We start from the raw sequence: 16,470 nt of genomic DNA on the forward strand, positions 1-16,470 counted from the left end.
TTTATTCATTCCAAATCTTTATTCCAGGTCCCGGTTGTGAAACCACCAACCGTTCTGGGCCAACGATATTGCTTAATTCTTCAACAATTTTATTCCGGTTCCCGCGGTCGTAAATCACTTTAACGTTCGGACCAGCATCCATCGTATAATAGCAGTTTACTCCCTGGTTGCGCAAGTCTTCCACTGCTTTAATGATGGTTAGCGTTTCACCATTAAAGTAGGTAAAACCGGGGTCAGCTGAAAAGGTAAGTGCGTGCATTCGAAGGGCATTTTCTTCAGCAATATGGCCGATTTGGTCAATATCCTTTGCTTTGATAGCTAGCTTTATAGCAACCATATCATTCGCTACCACTTGGCGCCAGGCATCATAGTAGGGTGAGGTTTCAACACTGGATTGCATTCCAGAGCGACTGGAAACTTTTTTCTTTTTTGTATCAACTAAGACTGCCAACATCTCAATTGGAAAGTCAACATTTTCTAAAATTGGTTGTGCAAATGAGGATGCATCGTCAGTCCCTTTTTGCCATTCAACCAGTCCACCATAAATAGACCTAGTTGCCGAACCGGATCCGCGCCGGGCCAGTCGTGATAGATCACGGCCTGAGAGGTTTAATCCGGCCGCGGCACTGGCTGCACCTGCTAGAGCGGCAAAGGCAGAAGCTGAAGAAGCAAGGCCGGCTGCAGTCGGAACATGATTAATTGACTCTACGCGTGCAAAAGATTTTATTCCACTTAGTTGCCGAACAATATCTAGAACATGAACTACTTTTTTCGCCGCTTGCTTACTGAGTGTCTGTTGATCGATGGCAACTAAGTCTGAAGTAAGGTGATTATCAAAATTTACGGTAGTAGTGGTGTAAAACTCATTAAGCGTAAGGGAGAGACTGTCGGTTTGTGGAATGATTAATTCTTGATCCTTCTTCCCCCAATATTTAACAAGCGCAATGTTAGTATGTGCTTTTGCAGTTGCCATTAGTTATTACCTCGCTTATCAAGTGGTTGAAGCCAAATATCATGCGCACCGTTCTCTTTTAAGATGCTTGCAAGGCGACGAGCTCCCATAGCTGTTTGCATTAAGGCAATCATGCAACCGCCGCGACCACCGCCAGTTAATTTTGCACCAAGAGCACCATTATCACGTGCAACATGAATAAGGTGATCTAATGATGGGTCTGACACGTTAAGAGCGGCTAAATCAGTTTGCGCAAAGTTAAAAGCATCGCCTAATTTTACAATATCATTTTGTGCAAGATAGTCTTTTGTTTGGTTTACTAATTCACCGAGGTGCTTAATATGTTCCTCAGCTTTTTCGTTGTTATTTTTCAGTTCATCTTTAACTGCCAAAATAGCTTCCTTAGTAGCACCTTTTTTTCCAGTATCAGCAATTACTAAAGAGGCATCAAGATTCATTTCAATTGGTACCCCAATCCGCCCCTTAACATAAAAAAGCGGTTTATCTGAACTGACAGTAGCAGCGTCTAAACCGGATGGACTACGATGTGTAATTTGTTCCTCAACATCTGCAAGCTGAAGCAATAATGTTCGATCAAGCGGTTCATCATAATAGTCAAAGAATGCCCGAATAATTGCAATCGCGCTGGCAGCAGACGATCCCATTCCTCGTTCTGCAGGTAATTGACTTTCAATTTTTAAGTCCCAACCAGTTTCGTGGTCATTAAACCTTGCAGATAAAGTGTCAATTAATTTTTTAATTCCAATCATGGAAGAAGGTAAATTTTCTAAACTACCATGATAATAACGGCTTTTAATAATTCGCTGGTTATCTTGGCGACTGCTGAGCGTAACTGATAATTGAACGCTTGGCAATGGTAAGGCTATTGCCGGTTGACCGTATACTACGCTATGTTCTCCCATTAAAATGATTTTCGCATGGCTAGTACCAATCCCTTGTTGTTTCACCATCGTAACCTACTTTCTACATAAAAATTCAAACTTAATCATAGCATAAAACAGTGATTCTAGCTAAAAACGATTGTGGATGTTACCAAATCTAAACATTTTAGCACAAAGAAAGGCCGATTCGTGTAAAAATGAGAAATTTATAGTAGAATGGTGTATCATTTAGTTTAGAATATTTAGTAACTTATATAATAACTTCGGAGAAATATGGTGATAGTGTGACACAGCGTAGTAGTCAGCGCACAAAAAAGCGTGACAAGAAAGCGCCAATCTACTCAGTTGTTGATTTAGAAACAACCGGAACGAATGTTAATCATGGTGATCGAATCATTCAAATTGGTTGTGTTCTCGTTCAAGATGGCGAAATCATAAATCACTTTGAAACAAAAATAAATCCACGAGAGAAAATTCCTCGTTCAATTGTTCAATTAACAGGAATTGAAGATAAAGACGTACGAAAAGCACCTTTATTTGAAGACATTGCTGGAACTATTTATAGTTTGCTGGCGGAAACGACCTTTGTGGCTCACAATGTTAATTTTGACTTTCCTTTTCTAAATGCAGAATTAGAGCGAGCTGGATATCCTTCATTATCAATTCCAGCAATCGATACTGTAACCCTTAGTCAGATTCTTCTTCCTACTGCAAAGAGTTTCCGTTTACGAGACTTAACTAGTTCGTTGCACATTGAGCATGATCACCCTCATAGTGCAGTGTCAGACGCTGAGGCAACAGCAGACTTACTTAATGACTTGCTAAAACGAGTTCAAGAATTACCAACGCTTACGCTTGAAAAGATTACTCAGTTGAAGCTCAACTTACCTCAACAAACAGCCGGGGTTTTTGATGCTGAGTTACAGCGTCGACGTAAATCGCCCCAGTCATTAAGTGAAGAGCTGTATGTCTCGCACGGAATTGTTCTTCATAAATCGCGGCCAATCACTGCTAATAGTCAGCGAGAAAAGCATAAATATCCTTCCACTAAAAAGGCAAAGGAAAAGCTATACGGAGATACGTTAAGACTACGGCCTATTCAAGCAAAAATGATGAACAGCATTTACAATAATTATACTCATGATGAACCCAAGAATATGATTGTTGAGGCTGGAACTGGAGTAGGGAAGACATTGGGCTACCTTTTTCCGCTAAGTTATGTTGCATATCCGGATAAGAAGATTGTCGTCAGCACAGCAACCAATATCCTCCAACAACAAATTATTGATACATCAATCGCGCAACTAAACAAGGTGTTGCCTTTTAAAATGAATAGTGTGATTATCAAGGGAAACGCTCATTATATTGATATTGCCCGTTTTGTTCATTCCTTAAGTGTGATTGAAGATTCGAAGCTTGTTCAGTTGTTAAAAGCTAAAATTTTAGTATGGCTGCTTTCAACGCAAAGTGGGGACCTTGATGAACTTAATTTAAATTCTCAGCAGTCACCATACTTTACTGAAATTCGTCATCAGGGTATTCGGAGCTTGAATCCAGCAAATGCTTTTTACCATGATGATTTTCTCGTTCGGCGGGAAAAGCGGCTTCATCAAGCAGATATTATTATTACCAATCATGCGTACTTGGTTGCTCATGCCCAGGAATTAGGGGATGGGACTCGCCGCCCTTATTTAGTAATCGATGAAGCTCAGCACTTAAGCGAAAGTATCTTAAAACGATCACGGCGAACATTTAATTTTCAAAAATTGCGCACAGCTGTTCATATAATGTCTGGGTTAGTTAATAATGGCAATGACCGAAACTTAACCGATATTTTCGCTGAACAGGCACTAGGCAGTTATAATGTTGAATTGCTTCGTGGTGACCTCAATGCAGTAGAAGAAGCGGTTGACCTTTTCCAGCAAGCCCTTTACCGTCAATATATGGCAAGCGCTACTGGTAATCCTGATAATGAATTAATTGAACAACCACTGCAAAATGACCAGGTGATGTCTCTCTTAGATATTAGTGGGCCCGTGATGATGAAGCTAGAGCAAGCATTGAGCAGTGTGCAGCTTCATTTTTCTGCCCTCAGCCATCTGTTTAGCAGTCAGCCAGACCGGTGGTTATTAAGTGATCGTTACCTCATGAGCCAATTTCAGAGTCAGCTTGTAAAATTAATTGAAGCCGATCAAACACTAAATGAATTTAATGAAACACTTCAACAACAGGGAGAGGCTGCTGCTTTTTGGATCACTATTCGCCAATCAAGTGAGCAAAGTGCCTTACAGCTTAGTGGGGGGCTATTGGAAGCAACCCATTACCTCACCAAGAATGTTTATCCATATTTTGCTCAACCATTATTTGTGGGGGCGACATTGTTTACATCGCCACGGTCGCCGTACCTTTACCACCAGTTAGATTTAGAGCGCAATAATACTTTAACGCGTCGCTTTGCATCCCCGTACAATTACAAACAGGATGCTAAATTATTGATTGCAGAAGATGCCCCAGTACCCAGTGCGCAAAATAACAGTGACTACATTAAATATCTCAGCGATACGATTTACCAACTAACGAAGAATGCTGATTATCAGACAATGATTTTATTCAACTCATTGGTGATGATTGAGCAGGTATACAGCCAACTTCGCGAAACGGATCTATTTGATCAGCGGGATATTTTAGCCCAGGGGATTACGGGTAATCGTGATAAAATCTTAAAACAGTTTAGTGGCGGAAAAAATTCGATCCTTCTTGGTGCTTCTAGTTTTTGGGAGGGGATAGACTTACCAGAGTCTGCCCTTGAACTCTTAATCATTACGCGGTTGCCGTTCGATTCACCTGATGAAATAATGAATCGGGCTCATAATAAGTTACTCCAGCAACAGGGGAAAAATCCGTTTTATCATTCTGAACTGCCAAAAGCAACGATGCGGTTACGTCAGGGGATTGGAAGATTATTACGGACGGAAGATGATCATGGGGTGGCAGTAGTTCTTGATCCGCGACTGCAGACAAGGCGGTACGGAAAGACGATTTTGAGTAGTCTGCCCCCTGATTTACCGGTTAATAGCAAAAAAACTGCTGAATTGATTTCAATTACTCAGAAGTTTTTACAAAATGGTAAAGAGGACAAAGTTAATTAAACTTTATCAACTTTTAATTACCGATTTCTGGTATAATCAAAAATGATTGCCATATAAGAATCTAATAAACTAAAGAGATAAGAGGGAAAAGATATGCAAAGTCGGCGTGAAGTTCAGCGTGAACAGAGTCGAGGTTCCTCAATGCGGACAATTCGTAACCTTTTGATTGCGATTTTACTAATCTTATTAATAGTGTGGAGCGTTTTTGCTGTTAGCAATCAGCCACGAAATTCAGCACGACGGCAGACGATTTCACTTGCCGAAAAATATGCTCATCTTCGGTCTCCTGACCAATTTTATATTTATAATCGGGAGAATACTTACTATACGATTAGTGGTAAGAATCAGCAAAACCAACCGATTCTGGTTATGGTTCCCCAACATGGTGGCAAGATTAGGGTCCTAAAACAATCGAGTGGGATTACTGCTGCAAGAGCACGGGCGATGACAAAATCAAATCGCAATCCGCGTGAAATTTTAAAAGTTGCTCCTGGGGTATTTAATGATAAGGCTGTCTGGGAAGTAACATATCGTAATCAAAAAGGAAATCTCTGCTACGATCTGATTAATTTTAAGACTGGACAATATGTTCAAAATATTAATAATCTTTAATAAAAGCTGAAACTAATAGAGGCTGGGATTACTCAGTCTCTTTACTTTTGCAAAAATATTTTGTTAAGAGAGGGGCTGATTAAATGACAGATGCAAGCCTTTTACAGCATTACTTGCAGGCGGGAGAAACAAATATAAGCAACTTATTGCTCCATCATTATAAAGAACTGGGGATGACAACTTCTCAATTTGTCTTATATCTTCAGTTTAAATCTTACCAAGATCGGGGAATAATGAATCCGGATGTTCGCACAATTGCAAAGAACTTAGGAACAAAAGAGCGGCAGGTGTTTGAACAGCTTCACCAGATGATGACAAACCGTCTTGTTGAACAGAAGATGCGAAAAATGGAAGATGGCAAAGAAGATGCAATATATGATTTTTCGCTCCTTATCAACAAATTAGCATTGCTCAATGAGAATGACCAAGAGGTAGCGGTTAAGGTTGAAAATAATAATAGTCGGGTTGAGACATTTAATCAGCTAGAGGCCGAATTTGGCCGGCCCCTCTCATCAATGGAATTGCAAATTGTTAATGACTGGCTGGATAAAGATAATTATTCAGCAATAATGATTAAACTTGCTTTACGGCAGGCAGTAATGAATAGTGCGTTAAATCTTCAATATATGGACCGGATTCTACAAAGCTGGGATCGTCAGGGCCTACGGACAGAAAGAGATATCAATGAGCACGAAAAGAGGTTTGAACAGCGAAAAGAGGCTGGACAAAAGCCAGAAAAGAAGACATTGAAAAAGCCTAAAATACCGATTTATAAATTAGGCGAATAAAATTAAATAAAGGGTGGTTGACATGGAAAAATCTTCTTCTCAAGTAATGAAGGGAATTATATGGGCAGCGGTTGCCTCTGCTATGTGGGGAATATCCGGAACCGTTTTGCAACTCATCTCACAAAATTTAGCAATTCCTGCTACGTGGATGCTCTCAATGCGGACTTTTTCAGCAGGAGTGATTTTATTAGTAATTAGTGTATTTTTATATGGAAAAAAGATTTTTAACGTATTTAAGACACGAGCAACAGCTATTTCAGTTATTAGTTATGCTATTTTAGGATTGATGGCAAACCTGCTTACGTTCTATTATGCTATTCAAACAGGAAATGCCTCAGCAGCAACAATTCTTCAGTATCTTTCCCCACTTTTTATTGTGTTAGGTGGAATTGTTTTTATGCATCGTCGTCCGTTCAGGAGTGACATTATTGCGTTTGTTGTTGCTTTGATTGGGGTAGCATTATGTATCACGCGTGGTAACTTTACTCAATTAGCTTTACCATTTGTATCCCTTCTCTGGGGGTTGGGATCTGGAATTACAGCTGCGTTCTATGTTGTCCTTCCACAACGAGCTGCTGATGAGAATCCGCCAATTGTTGTCCTCGGCTGGGGGACGATGATTGCCGGAGTCCTATTTAACCTCTACCGGCCATTCTGGGTCAATCCACCACATATTACTACCACATTAGTAGCATCTGTTGCGACAGTGGTGTTGTTCGGAACGATTTTACCATTTGGAATTTTGCTTCATGCAACTAGATATGCCCCATCTGATGTAGTTAGTATCATGGATGCCGTTCAACCAATTACAACTTCGATTTTAAGTGTGATCTTCTTTAAATTGAACTTGAATTGGGCAGAAATTTTAGGAATTATTTTAGTAATTATTGCCGTCTATATTCTGCAAAATGGTCGGCGAAAACATACAATTCATTATTAAAAAAGCAGATAATAAAAAGGATTGCGGAGAAAAAATTCCACAATCCTTTTTATTATCTGCAATTTTTAAAAGATCTTATTAGGGATTAGTTGTGCTTGGTTGCGTAGCAGGGGCAGGGCTAGAACTTGAACTTTGTGTAGGTGCAGATGAACTTGAACTAGCCGGAGCACTGCTGGATGAAGATTCAGTTGGAGCACTGTTTCGTTCTTCTGTACGACTTTCGCTGCTACTACTTGAAGCAGAGCTAGAAGAAGATGAGGACGATGATGAGTCACTTGAGCTAGAAGTAGAACTGCTATCACGATCATCTGATGTATCTTCAGTATAATCGAATGCCCATTTTGAATCACGGATTACAAGCTGACGTTTACCTTTAACTCGAACAGCTTCAACAGTGTCTGGCATCGTCCAATCGGATGCGTGATTTTGGCTGTCAAGATATTGCATTAAGTCCTTGTAAAGTAATTGCGCTGACTTTACATATTGTTCTGAAATGCTGCCACCAGGTTCGAGTGGGTGGTCATAACCAGTCCAAACTGCAATTGAGTAATTCTTAGTATAACCAGCCATCCAGGAATCCATTACGCCAGACTGGCTAGAATTTCCCGGATAGTTTGTCGTCCCTGTCTTACCAGCTTGGTTAACACCGTCAAGTCGAGCGTCAGTTGCGCTTCCTTGTGAATCAGTGAAAACTCCTTTAAGCATATCAGTGATCATGTAGGCAGTAGCCTTATTCATTGCGCGTTTACCTTTAGGATTGAATTGTTTTACTGCACCATCTTGAGTAGTAATCGAGCTAATGTAGTAAGGCTTGTAGTAAGTACCACCATTAGCAAAGGCCGCATATGCAGCAGAAACTTGAAGTGGAGAGATATACAAAGCAATCCCGTTTTGTAAAGTATATGGTTGCTTTTGCGAAATTCCTAACCCATCAAGGAAAGAAGTAGCACGCTTAATCCCAACGGCTTGCAATGCGCGAATAGCAGGAACATTCCGTGATTGAACTAAAGCCTCACGCATTGTCATATTGCCCTTGTACTTTTTATCAAAATCATGAAGGACAGTATTGGTACCAGGAAAGACAAACCGCGTATCAGCAATTGATTTGAAAGTTGGCCATTGCAAGTATTCGATAGCCGGACCATAATCCATTAATGGCTTTGCGGTTGACCCAGAACTACGGTTACTTTGCACAGCCCGGTTAAGGCCATACACAACATTTCCTGTGTGACGGCCACCAAGCATGGCAATGATTTGCCCGTTATGGGGATCGGTAACAGCAACTCCGGCTTGCATCTTGTCATTTTGGAACTGAACGTTTTTGTTTGCAGCGTCGTAAAGATGTTGTTGCGCATCAAGGTCAAGATTGGTATGAACCTTTAACCCATCACTATAAGGGTTGTATCCTTGTGCTTGTAAATCAGCAAGAACCTGTTTTATATAAGGGTCAACAACCTTAGAATCGACAGCAGTTCCACTTCCCGAAATATTACCGTGATCAGGGTCTAAACCAGCAGTAACGCTTTCGCTGGCTGCTTGGTTAGCCTGGGATTGGGTAATGTAATTGCTGCGAACCATTGCATTCAATACTTCATTTCGCCGTTGCGTTGCATACTTTGTGTTGCTTACAAGTGGATTATAGTAAGTAGGAGATTGTGGCATTCCGGCGAGAAGGGCTAATTGGGAAAGATCCAGATCCTTTAAATCTTTACCATAGTAGTACTGGGCTGCAGTTTGCATTCCATAAATTCCATTGCCCATGTAAACCTTGTTGATGTAAAAATCAAGAATCTGACTCTTACTAAAATGCTGCTCAACATTAATAGCAAGCCATGCTTCTTGAGCCTTCCGTTTTAATGTTCGATCAGAGGCAGCTGTTGAGAAGACGGATAATTTAACTAACTGTTGAGTCAGCGTACTTCCCCCCTGCATCCCGGCTGAACGACCAAAAACATTAGAAGTGGCTGCTCCAAGAATTCGAATTGTATCAACACCATGGTGCTTGTAGAAGCGTCGATCCTCAATTGAAACAACAGCATTTTTTAACTGCTTTGGAATTTGATTATCCTTGGCATATTCTCGTTTCTGTGCTCCTAAACGAGAAATTACTCGATTTTGATCATCGTAAATAGTCGTAATACTCTGACTTGTTAAGTCGCTTCTACTAATTTTAGGAGCGCTTGAGGCATAGTAGAAAAATAAAGCTGCAGATGCCACCATTAGTAGAACGACGATTCCTGCTACCCATAGCAAGATTTTCTTTATTAAGCCGCCAACATTGCGCTGTTGATTGTCATTGTTATTATGACGCTCACTACGCGTTGACTGATTATCATTTGACATAGTAAACTCCTTTACGCTTTTGCAGCAATTATTTTATCAACAGCGTTTAAATATGGTAAACGCGGATTGAGTTGATAATGAATTTGATAGCCTTCTCTGGCAATATCAGTTCGCAAAATTGATTTACGGCCGCCGCTTTGCTGTTGATCCCAATATTTAAATAGGTTGGATGCGGGAAGCAGATATAGCAGGTCAAGCTCCGTAAATTTAATGAAGGCAAAACAAATTCCCCCCTGTGCTACACATTCACGCATATGTTGAATTTGGTGGGGATGAAAGTTCTTTAATGGAAAAGAATTTTTATTACGTGTTTCTTTAGCATCAAAGTCAATATAGTATCCACGGTACACTCCATTGTAATCAGTAGTTGATGGCCGCCGAAAATATGCTTCTTTAATAACAGCCGCACTCCGCTTGGGATAATCAACTTTTACAAGCTGAATAGGGGTAGGCTTTTTATGAATGACAGCAATATGGCGAGCCAAATAGTACTGATTACTATGATTGATTTCATCCTCTAACGACATCCCACGTTTGGCATAAATAGATTGATGTGGTGTCGGTAATTCATTATGTGTATTATAGTGTTGTACAGGTTGCTGACCATTGGGATAGTGAATGGTCACGGTGATCACTCTCCTAACTAGAGATTTATTATACCAGACTAGTTGCATAATGATTGATACAAGATGATTACAAGTTTAAGTTAAAAGGCTTTATATCTGCTTATTTAGGGAGGATTTTATGAAGAGAGTGTGGATTACTGGTTATCGAAGTTACGAACTAAATATATTTAAGGATAATGATCCCAAAGTCCAGGTAATAAAAGAGGTTCTAAAAAAATATTTAAGAGCTCAATTGGAATTGAATGATGATGAATTCTGGGTAATAACTGGACCACAAATGGGGACGGAAAGATGGGGACTTGAAGCTGCCTTAGAACTCCAAACTGATTTTCCACAATTAAAAACAGCTTTAATGTTTCCTTTTGCAGAATTTGGTAAGCAATGGAATGAGAGTAACCAGTTAAAACTGACGAATGTTACTCAGCAAGTTGATTTCTTTGCTAATGTTTCAGATAAACCTTATCAATCCCCGCAACAGTTGCGGAATTATCAGCAGTTTATGCTTACCCATACGGATGAAGCTTTTCTTCTTTATGATCCAGAGTATCAAGGAAAAACTAAGTATGATTATGAGACAATTCAAAAGTATAAAGAAGAAAGTGCGTATTCGATGACTCTTGTTGATTTTGATGAACTTCAAGAAGAGGCAGAAGAATGGGCTGAGCGTCAAAGGGAAAAAGAAGAATTTTAATCTTGCATTTTTTCTTTAATTTGGTATTATAGTTATTGGACTACGCAAACTAAACAATTGAGGTGTTTAAGTTGGATAACATAAAATTTACTCCACAAGATATTTTGCACAAGCAATTTAAGGAGAGAAATATTGGCAAAGGCTACGATGAAGCGGATGTTGATGCTTTCTTAGATGATGTTATTAAAGACTACGACACCTATAATAAAGAACTTGAACGTTTAAATGATGAAAATGAACGTTTGAGAGCAAAAGTTGACGAATTAAACCGTCAAGTAGAAGTTGGCTCATCTATGAGTAATCAAACTGCTTCGCGTCAACCTGTATCGAGCGCTACAAATATGGATATTTTAAAGCGTTTATCTAATTTGGAACGTCGTGTATTTGGTTCACAATTAGATGGTAACGATAATAATGACTCACATTTGCTTTAGTGCGTGTCGAATAGTTTATTAATAATTTTGCAAGTTTTGGGTAATTGAGCACAGCTTATGTTGTGTTAGGAAGGTCCATGCTCGCACAGGCTGCGATGCCTGTAGTGTTTGTGCTCGCTGAAAAAATAAGGCGGGGCACCATTTTATGGTGACGGCGGAAAAACGGACTAAGGTTTTAACTACGTCTTAGTATTCCTGAAAAGTGCCACAGTGACGATACAATATTGGAAACGATATTGGTGGAACGCGGTAAACCCCTCAAGCGGTAAACCCAAACTACGGTAGGGGAGCTTTGGATAACAAATTGAAGTGATTCCAGGGGAGAGTATTTCGATACTCTGAGATAGATGATTACCTCGATATAATTATGCCTGATAATTATATTACGACAAAACATGGCCTACAGATACTTGCATACAGGCACCCGAGTTCGCTCGGGTTTTTTTATTTTAAAAATCATAACCTAAATTTATTGGTTTTCTTTGATATAATGCATTAATAATTACTTGTTTAAATCAAAAAGTTAAACGGTGATAAATCAATCTTCAGGCATTTTAGCTAGATATAGCTTAAAAATTCTTAAAATGGCAATAAAATATAAATAATCATTTCATTTTATTGCAAGTGCGCCTATAATGTTAATGGGGTTAAAAATATGAGTTATTTGTGAATTAACTTATCTTTTGATTAATAAAATATCAGATAATGAAGTTAGGGAATTATGGATAATAAGAGAATAAAAATTGTATATATGTCGTTTTCTGGGAATGTACGATCATTTACCCATCGGCTTCAAGAATACGCAACGCAACAGCATCATTTAAATAATGAAAATCCTTTAATCGATTTATTGGAGATTTCGGAGGAGACACTTCCGACCGAAAGCGATAGTAAATTTTTTGTTTTACTACCAACATATATGATCGGTGGAAGTAGATTTACACCGACGTTAACAGAGATCTTAACAACACCAATGCACGATTATTTGGAGAGCTATGATAATGTTAAACATTGTGTAGGAATAATTGGCAGCGGGAACTTGACCTTAGGGAAGATGTATGTAATAACTGCCAAGACATATGCTAAGGAATACGGTTTGCCTTTATTGGACGCATTTGAATCTCGTGGCACCACCCAGGATATTGAACGCATTTACAAAATATTGACTGATAAAGCAAATGAGAATTCATTAATGTAGTTAGGTTAAAGTCAACTACCATTCATAAACAAAAAGGGACTGTGACATAAGTTAAGTTACTTTCATAAAAAGCAAATACGCAGTACAACAATGGCCTCCAACGTCCGGCAAAAAAGCCGAACATTGGAGGCCTATTGTTGCTTGCGGGGGCTCGAAAACGAAGTCACAAGTGACTTCTGTCTCGCTCCCTTTGTTTCTTCTTGCGGCTTCTTTTCATTTTGAAGCAACATAAGGTAAAATAACTAATAGGAATAAGTCTAAAGGAGAGTTTAATGTGCAAACATATCAGTTAATTGCTACTGCTGCTGCAGGTATTGAAGCATTAGTAGGAAAAGAACTAAGAGACCTTGGTTATGAAGTCAAAGTAGAAAATGGTCGGGTGCGTTTTCAAGGGACAATGAAGGATGTCATTCGGACTAATCTCTGGCTACGGACAGCAGACCGAGTAAAGATTGTTGTTGGTGAATTCGATGCTCGGTCTTTTGAAGAATTGTTTGATCGTACTGAAAACATCGCATGGGAAGATTTGTTACCAATTGATGCGAATTTCCCAGTAGAAGGAAAAAGTCATAACTCACAATTGCATAATGTGCCAAGTGTTCAAGCAATCACTAAAAAGGCGATTGTTCAACGTCTCAGTAATGCATACCATCGGCGGACTCGTTTAGCCGAAACTGGTGCCACTTACCCGTTAGAAGTAGCGATTAATAAAGACCATGTTCTTCTTACGTTAGATACTAGTGGAGAGGGGCTTTTTAAGCGTGGATATCGTAAAAATAAAGGTGGAGCACCGTTGAAGGAAAATATGGCCGCCGCCTTGGTAATGCTAGCTCACTGGTTCCCAGATAACCCGTTTGTCGATCCTGTATGTGGTTCAGGGACGATTCCAATCGAAGCAGCATTATACGGTCATAATATTGCGCCGGGAATCAACCGTTCGTTTATTAGTGAACAATGGGTTAACTTAGTTCCAGATGGTTTATCTGATGAAGTTCGGGATGAAGCCGATTCCTTAGCAAATTATGATATCGAATTAGATATCCACGGATATGATATTGACCAGAATATGATTGATATTGCTCAAGAAAATTCTCGTGCGGCAGGATTAACTCATGATATTACGTTTAAGCAATTAGCCGTAAAAGACTGGCAAACAAGCGAAGTTAATGGAGTTATTGTTGCCAACCCGCCATATGGTGAACGGTTAAGTGATAAGGAATCAGTTCATGAACTTTACCGGCAGATGGGTGAGTTATATCGTCCATTAACCACATGGAGTAAATATATTTTGACGGCTGATATGGAATTTGAAAAGTATTATGGCGCCCCCGCCACTAAGCGTCGTAAACTTTATAACGGTGCCTTACGAACAGATCTCTACCAATACTGGGGCAAAAAAGATCGCTCCAAGATCAAATCCCTTAAATAACAAGGGGTTCAAGCGATTCGAAAGATCGAAAATATGTGCTTTTAAAAACGTCAAAAGGGGGATAAAGGGGGGCAAATTCTCCCAATAATAAAAGCCTTAGTAGGAGTTACATTGTAACGACCGCTAAGGCTTTTTCTCTGTTTGGTGGCTGATAGAACACGTGGATGATATAATTAAAACGATATGCTGTTTTCTAAAATCACTCTATTTTGTGGAGGGCCTGATTTGCTAAACTATGTGCTCCATGATTTTGGCTTTCTGGAATCCACTGGGTAACAACTGTTGAAAAGTGTTGGAGAAGAGGATTTAGTGCTGCTAATTCTTTTTGGTAATGTTTTGTATAATTTTTGCCGATTGCGTCACTTAAGATACGACTATCAGTATAAAATAGGATTGTTTCATTATTGCTAAAGTGATCAATTAAGTATTTAAATCCAAAGTGAGCTGCAGCAAATTCGCCATGGTGATTATCCATTCTTTCCCTATCTACTGGAATTGCGAGCTGAATTTGCTTATGATTGGCAATTATTATTATTCCCAAACCAGTAGGACCCGGGTTTCCTTTTGTTGCAGCATCTGTAAAGATTTTGATCATAAAAACTACCTCTTTTCTGAAAGGATGACATTTATAATTATGGAAGAAGAAACTCGTTATTTTTACCAACCAGACCTTACGGGGACAATTATTAGCTGGTGTTGGACTTTTCTCTTCTTTATTGCCGGCCTTGTAATTTGGCTTGAAATTACTCATTTTCAGTGGCTCAGCGCGCTCTTTTTTGCGGTTTTTGTAATCCTTGCCTTATTAGAATGGCGGCGACGAACCGTAGTAATCACTCCGACTAAAATGGTGTTTAATCGCTTGTTACAAAAACAGTACCTCGTTATCCCAATCTCTGATATTCGTCAGCCAGAGTTTACCAAGCATACGGTGACAATTACTGTGAATGGAGAGGTAATGAGTTTTACCTTTACCACTAAAGCAATTGCACGTTTGAAATTGGCATTGAAACAACAGGGGGTTCAATAATTGTTACTGGGGATCGCTATTGGAATTATTTTAATTTTAACAATTTGTGACCAATTATTAAAATCTTGGGTTGCTTCTTCAATTGTTCTTGGTGGTAGTAAGCAGTTGATTCCTGGTATTATTGAGTTAACTAATTTACGAAATTCAGGGGCTGCTTGGAGCATTTTTGAAGGGCAACAAACTTTTTTTACCATTATAACTATTGTTGCGATTATTGTAATTGGTTACTTTATCTGGCAGTACCGTAAAAATATTCCTATGCTAATTGGCTTATCATTGATTATGGCAGGAACAATTGGCAACTTTATCGATCGGTTAAGACAAGGGTATGTTGTGGACATGTTTGAAACAACATTTATTAATTTTCCAATTTTTAACATTGCGGATATGTGCTTAACAATTGGCGTAATCTGGCTAATAATTTGCATCTTAAAGGAGAAAGACTAACAAATGTCTGAAGAATTAGAATTAACAATTGATGGTGAGATGGTGGGAAGGATTGATAAGCAGCTTGGTCATCACTTTGATCAATTTTCCCGATCACAAATTCAACATTGGATAGAAGATGGTCACGTCCTTGTTAATGGCAAACAGGTAAAGCCTAAATATAAATTGCTTGTAGGTGACCACGTCCAAATAATTCCAGAAGAACCACAAAAAATTGATTTAGCACCTGAGGATATCCCTCTTGATATTGTATATGAAGATGATGATGTTATTGTCGTTAATAAACCGCAGGGGATGGTCGTGCATCCAGCACCAGGTCATCCAGATCATACGCTTGTGAATGCTCTTTTATATCATTCACCACTATCAACTATTAATGGAGAATTTCGGCCAGGGATTGTTCATCGGATTGATAAGGATACCTCCGGACTATTGATGGTAGCCAAAAATGATATGGCGCACCGGTCTTTGACAGCTCAATTAAAGGCAAAAACTAATAAACGAGAATATGTTGCGCTTGTGCATGGAGTTATAAAAGAAGATAAAGGAACAATTGATGCTCCATTGGGTCGCTCATTAAAAGACCGCAAGAAACAGGCAGTTGTAGTTGATGGACGTCATGCAGTAACGCATTTTAAGGTTTTAGAACGGTTTAAAAATTATACCTTAGTTGCTTGTCAGCTAGAAACGGGACGAACCCATCAGATTCGCGTTCATATGAAATATATTGGTCATCCACTGGCAGGAGATCCGTTGTATGGACCACGAAAAACACTTGCTGGCAATGGCCAATATTTACATGCTCGTTTGTTGGGCTTTAAACACCCCCGAACTGGTAAAGAAATGGTTTTTACGGCTCCATTACCAGCTTATTTTGTAAAAATGCTTGAACATTTACGCAAGACCGACCAATAAAATTATTGTGTTTAATT

At 39.2% G+C, this 16,470-nt stretch carries 16 protein-coding genes and 1 other RNA gene; 12 read left to right on the forward strand and 5 right to left on the reverse strand.

Translation table 11 applies throughout. From position 1 onward, the window contains the following. Position 1: 1 nt before the first annotated feature. A complete protein-coding gene (mvaD, locus tag LMB56_RS07055; RefSeq protein WP_229283473.1) occupies positions 2-973 on the reverse strand; it encodes a diphosphomevalonate decarboxylase in 972 nt (323 codons plus the stop codon). After that, a complete protein-coding gene (gene mvk, locus LMB56_RS07060; protein WP_122481243.1) occupies positions 973-1,923 on the reverse strand; it encodes a mevalonate kinase in 951 nt (316 codons plus the stop codon). The genes mvaD and mvk overlap by 1 nt, the downstream gene beginning before the upstream one ends. Positions 1,924-2,138: 215 nt before the next feature. On the opposite strand from mvk, the gene LMB56_RS07065 reads away from it, so the two are divergent. From LMB56_RS07065 to LMB56_RS07080, 4 genes are all read left to right on the forward strand, one after another. Further along, positions 2,139-5,003, forward strand: coding sequence for a helicase C-terminal domain-containing protein (locus LMB56_RS07065; protein WP_216271452.1), 2,865 nt, complete (start codon positions 2,139-2,141; stop codon positions 5,001-5,003). Positions 5,004-5,096: 93 nt separating this feature from the next. Continuing rightward, the gene (locus LMB56_RS07070) at positions 5,097-5,615 is read left to right on the forward strand and encodes a cell wall elongation regulator TseB-like domain-containing protein (protein WP_003674123.1); all 519 of its coding nucleotides are present in this window, start codon (positions 5,097-5,099) and stop codon (positions 5,613-5,615) included. Between the two features lie 83 nt (positions 5,616-5,698). Further along, complete coding sequence (locus LMB56_RS07075) at positions 5,699-6,403, forward strand: DnaD domain-containing protein (protein ID WP_229277048.1); 705 nt, start codon at positions 5,699-5,701, stop codon at positions 6,401-6,403. A 22-nt stretch (positions 6,404-6,425) separates the two neighbouring features. After that, positions 6,426-7,343 carry a DMT family transporter gene (locus tag LMB56_RS07080; RefSeq protein WP_003667879.1) on the forward strand — a complete coding sequence of 306 codons (918 nt, stop codon included), beginning with the start codon at positions 6,426-6,428 and terminating at the stop codon, positions 7,341-7,343. Between the two features lie 78 nt (positions 7,344-7,421). Here the strand turns inward: LMB56_RS07080 and LMB56_RS07085 are convergent, their stop codons facing one another. After that, positions 7,422-9,686: a PBP1A family penicillin-binding protein gene (locus LMB56_RS07085; protein WP_229283472.1), complete on the reverse strand. Its 2,265-nt coding sequence runs from the start codon at positions 9,684-9,686 to the stop codon at positions 7,422-7,424. 11 nt (positions 9,687-9,697) lie between these two features. Continuing rightward, a complete protein-coding gene (recU, locus tag LMB56_RS07090) occupies positions 9,698-10,312 on the reverse strand; it encodes a Holliday junction resolvase RecU (RefSeq protein ID WP_016496861.1) in 615 nt (204 codons plus the stop codon). Positions 10,313-10,430: 118 nt separating this feature from the next. Here recU and LMB56_RS07095 point away from each other — a divergent pair, with 118 nt between their 5' ends. The 5 genes from LMB56_RS07095 to LMB56_RS07115 all read left to right on the forward strand — a co-directional run bounded on the left by LMB56_RS07095 (position 10,431) and on the right by LMB56_RS07115 (position 14,064). Then, a complete protein-coding gene (locus LMB56_RS07095) occupies positions 10,431-11,003 on the forward strand; it encodes an SLOG family protein (RefSeq protein ID WP_229283471.1) in 573 nt (190 codons plus the stop codon). Positions 11,004-11,074: 71 nt separating this feature from the next. After that, the gene (gene gpsB / locus LMB56_RS07100) at positions 11,075-11,437 is read left to right on the forward strand and encodes a cell division regulator GpsB (protein WP_003666193.1); all 363 of its coding nucleotides are present in this window, start codon (positions 11,075-11,077) and stop codon (positions 11,435-11,437) included. Positions 11,438-11,469: 32 nt separating this feature from the next. Next, positions 11,470-11,845: RNase P RNA component class B (gene rnpB, locus LMB56_RS07105), an RNA gene on the forward strand. 313 nt (positions 11,846-12,158) lie between these two features. After that, the gene (locus tag LMB56_RS07110) at positions 12,159-12,635 is read left to right on the forward strand and encodes a class Ib ribonucleoside-diphosphate reductase assembly flavoprotein NrdI (RefSeq protein WP_229283470.1); all 477 of its coding nucleotides are present in this window, start codon (positions 12,159-12,161) and stop codon (positions 12,633-12,635) included. A gap of 274 nt (positions 12,636-12,909) precedes the next feature. Then, positions 12,910-14,064, forward strand: coding sequence for a THUMP domain-containing class I SAM-dependent RNA methyltransferase (locus LMB56_RS07115; RefSeq protein WP_086135865.1), 1,155 nt, complete (start codon positions 12,910-12,912; stop codon positions 14,062-14,064). Positions 14,065-14,263: 199 nt separating this feature from the next. Here LMB56_RS07115 and LMB56_RS07120 read toward each other — a convergent pair whose 3' ends face one another. After that, entirely contained in the window at positions 14,264-14,659 is a 396-nt protein-coding gene (locus LMB56_RS07120; protein WP_229283469.1) for a ribonuclease HI family protein, read from the reverse strand. A 24-nt stretch (positions 14,660-14,683) separates the two neighbouring features. Here LMB56_RS07120 and LMB56_RS07125 point away from each other — a divergent pair, with 24 nt between their 5' ends. Genes LMB56_RS07125 through LMB56_RS07135 form a run of 3 tightly spaced genes read left to right on the forward strand, consistent with a single transcriptional unit; the run spans position 14,684 to position 16,453 of the window. Continuing rightward, complete coding sequence (locus LMB56_RS07125) at positions 14,684-15,091, forward strand: EbsA family protein (RefSeq protein WP_003667861.1); 408 nt, start codon at positions 14,684-14,686, stop codon at positions 15,089-15,091. Beyond that, positions 15,092-15,538 carry a signal peptidase II gene (lspA, locus tag LMB56_RS07130; protein ID WP_016496855.1) on the forward strand — a complete coding sequence of 149 codons (447 nt, stop codon included), beginning with the start codon at positions 15,092-15,094 and terminating at the stop codon, positions 15,536-15,538. It abuts the gene before it with no gap. Between the two features lie 3 nt (positions 15,539-15,541). Continuing rightward, positions 15,542-16,453: an RluA family pseudouridine synthase gene (locus LMB56_RS07135; RefSeq protein ID WP_153705041.1), complete on the forward strand. Its 912-nt coding sequence runs from the start codon at positions 15,542-15,544 to the stop codon at positions 16,451-16,453. Positions 16,454-16,470 lie beyond the last annotated feature (17 nt).

This window comes from Limosilactobacillus reuteri, from assembly GCF_020785355.1.
Lineage (GTDB): Bacteria > Bacillota > Bacilli > Lactobacillales > Lactobacillaceae > Limosilactobacillus > Limosilactobacillus reuteri_I.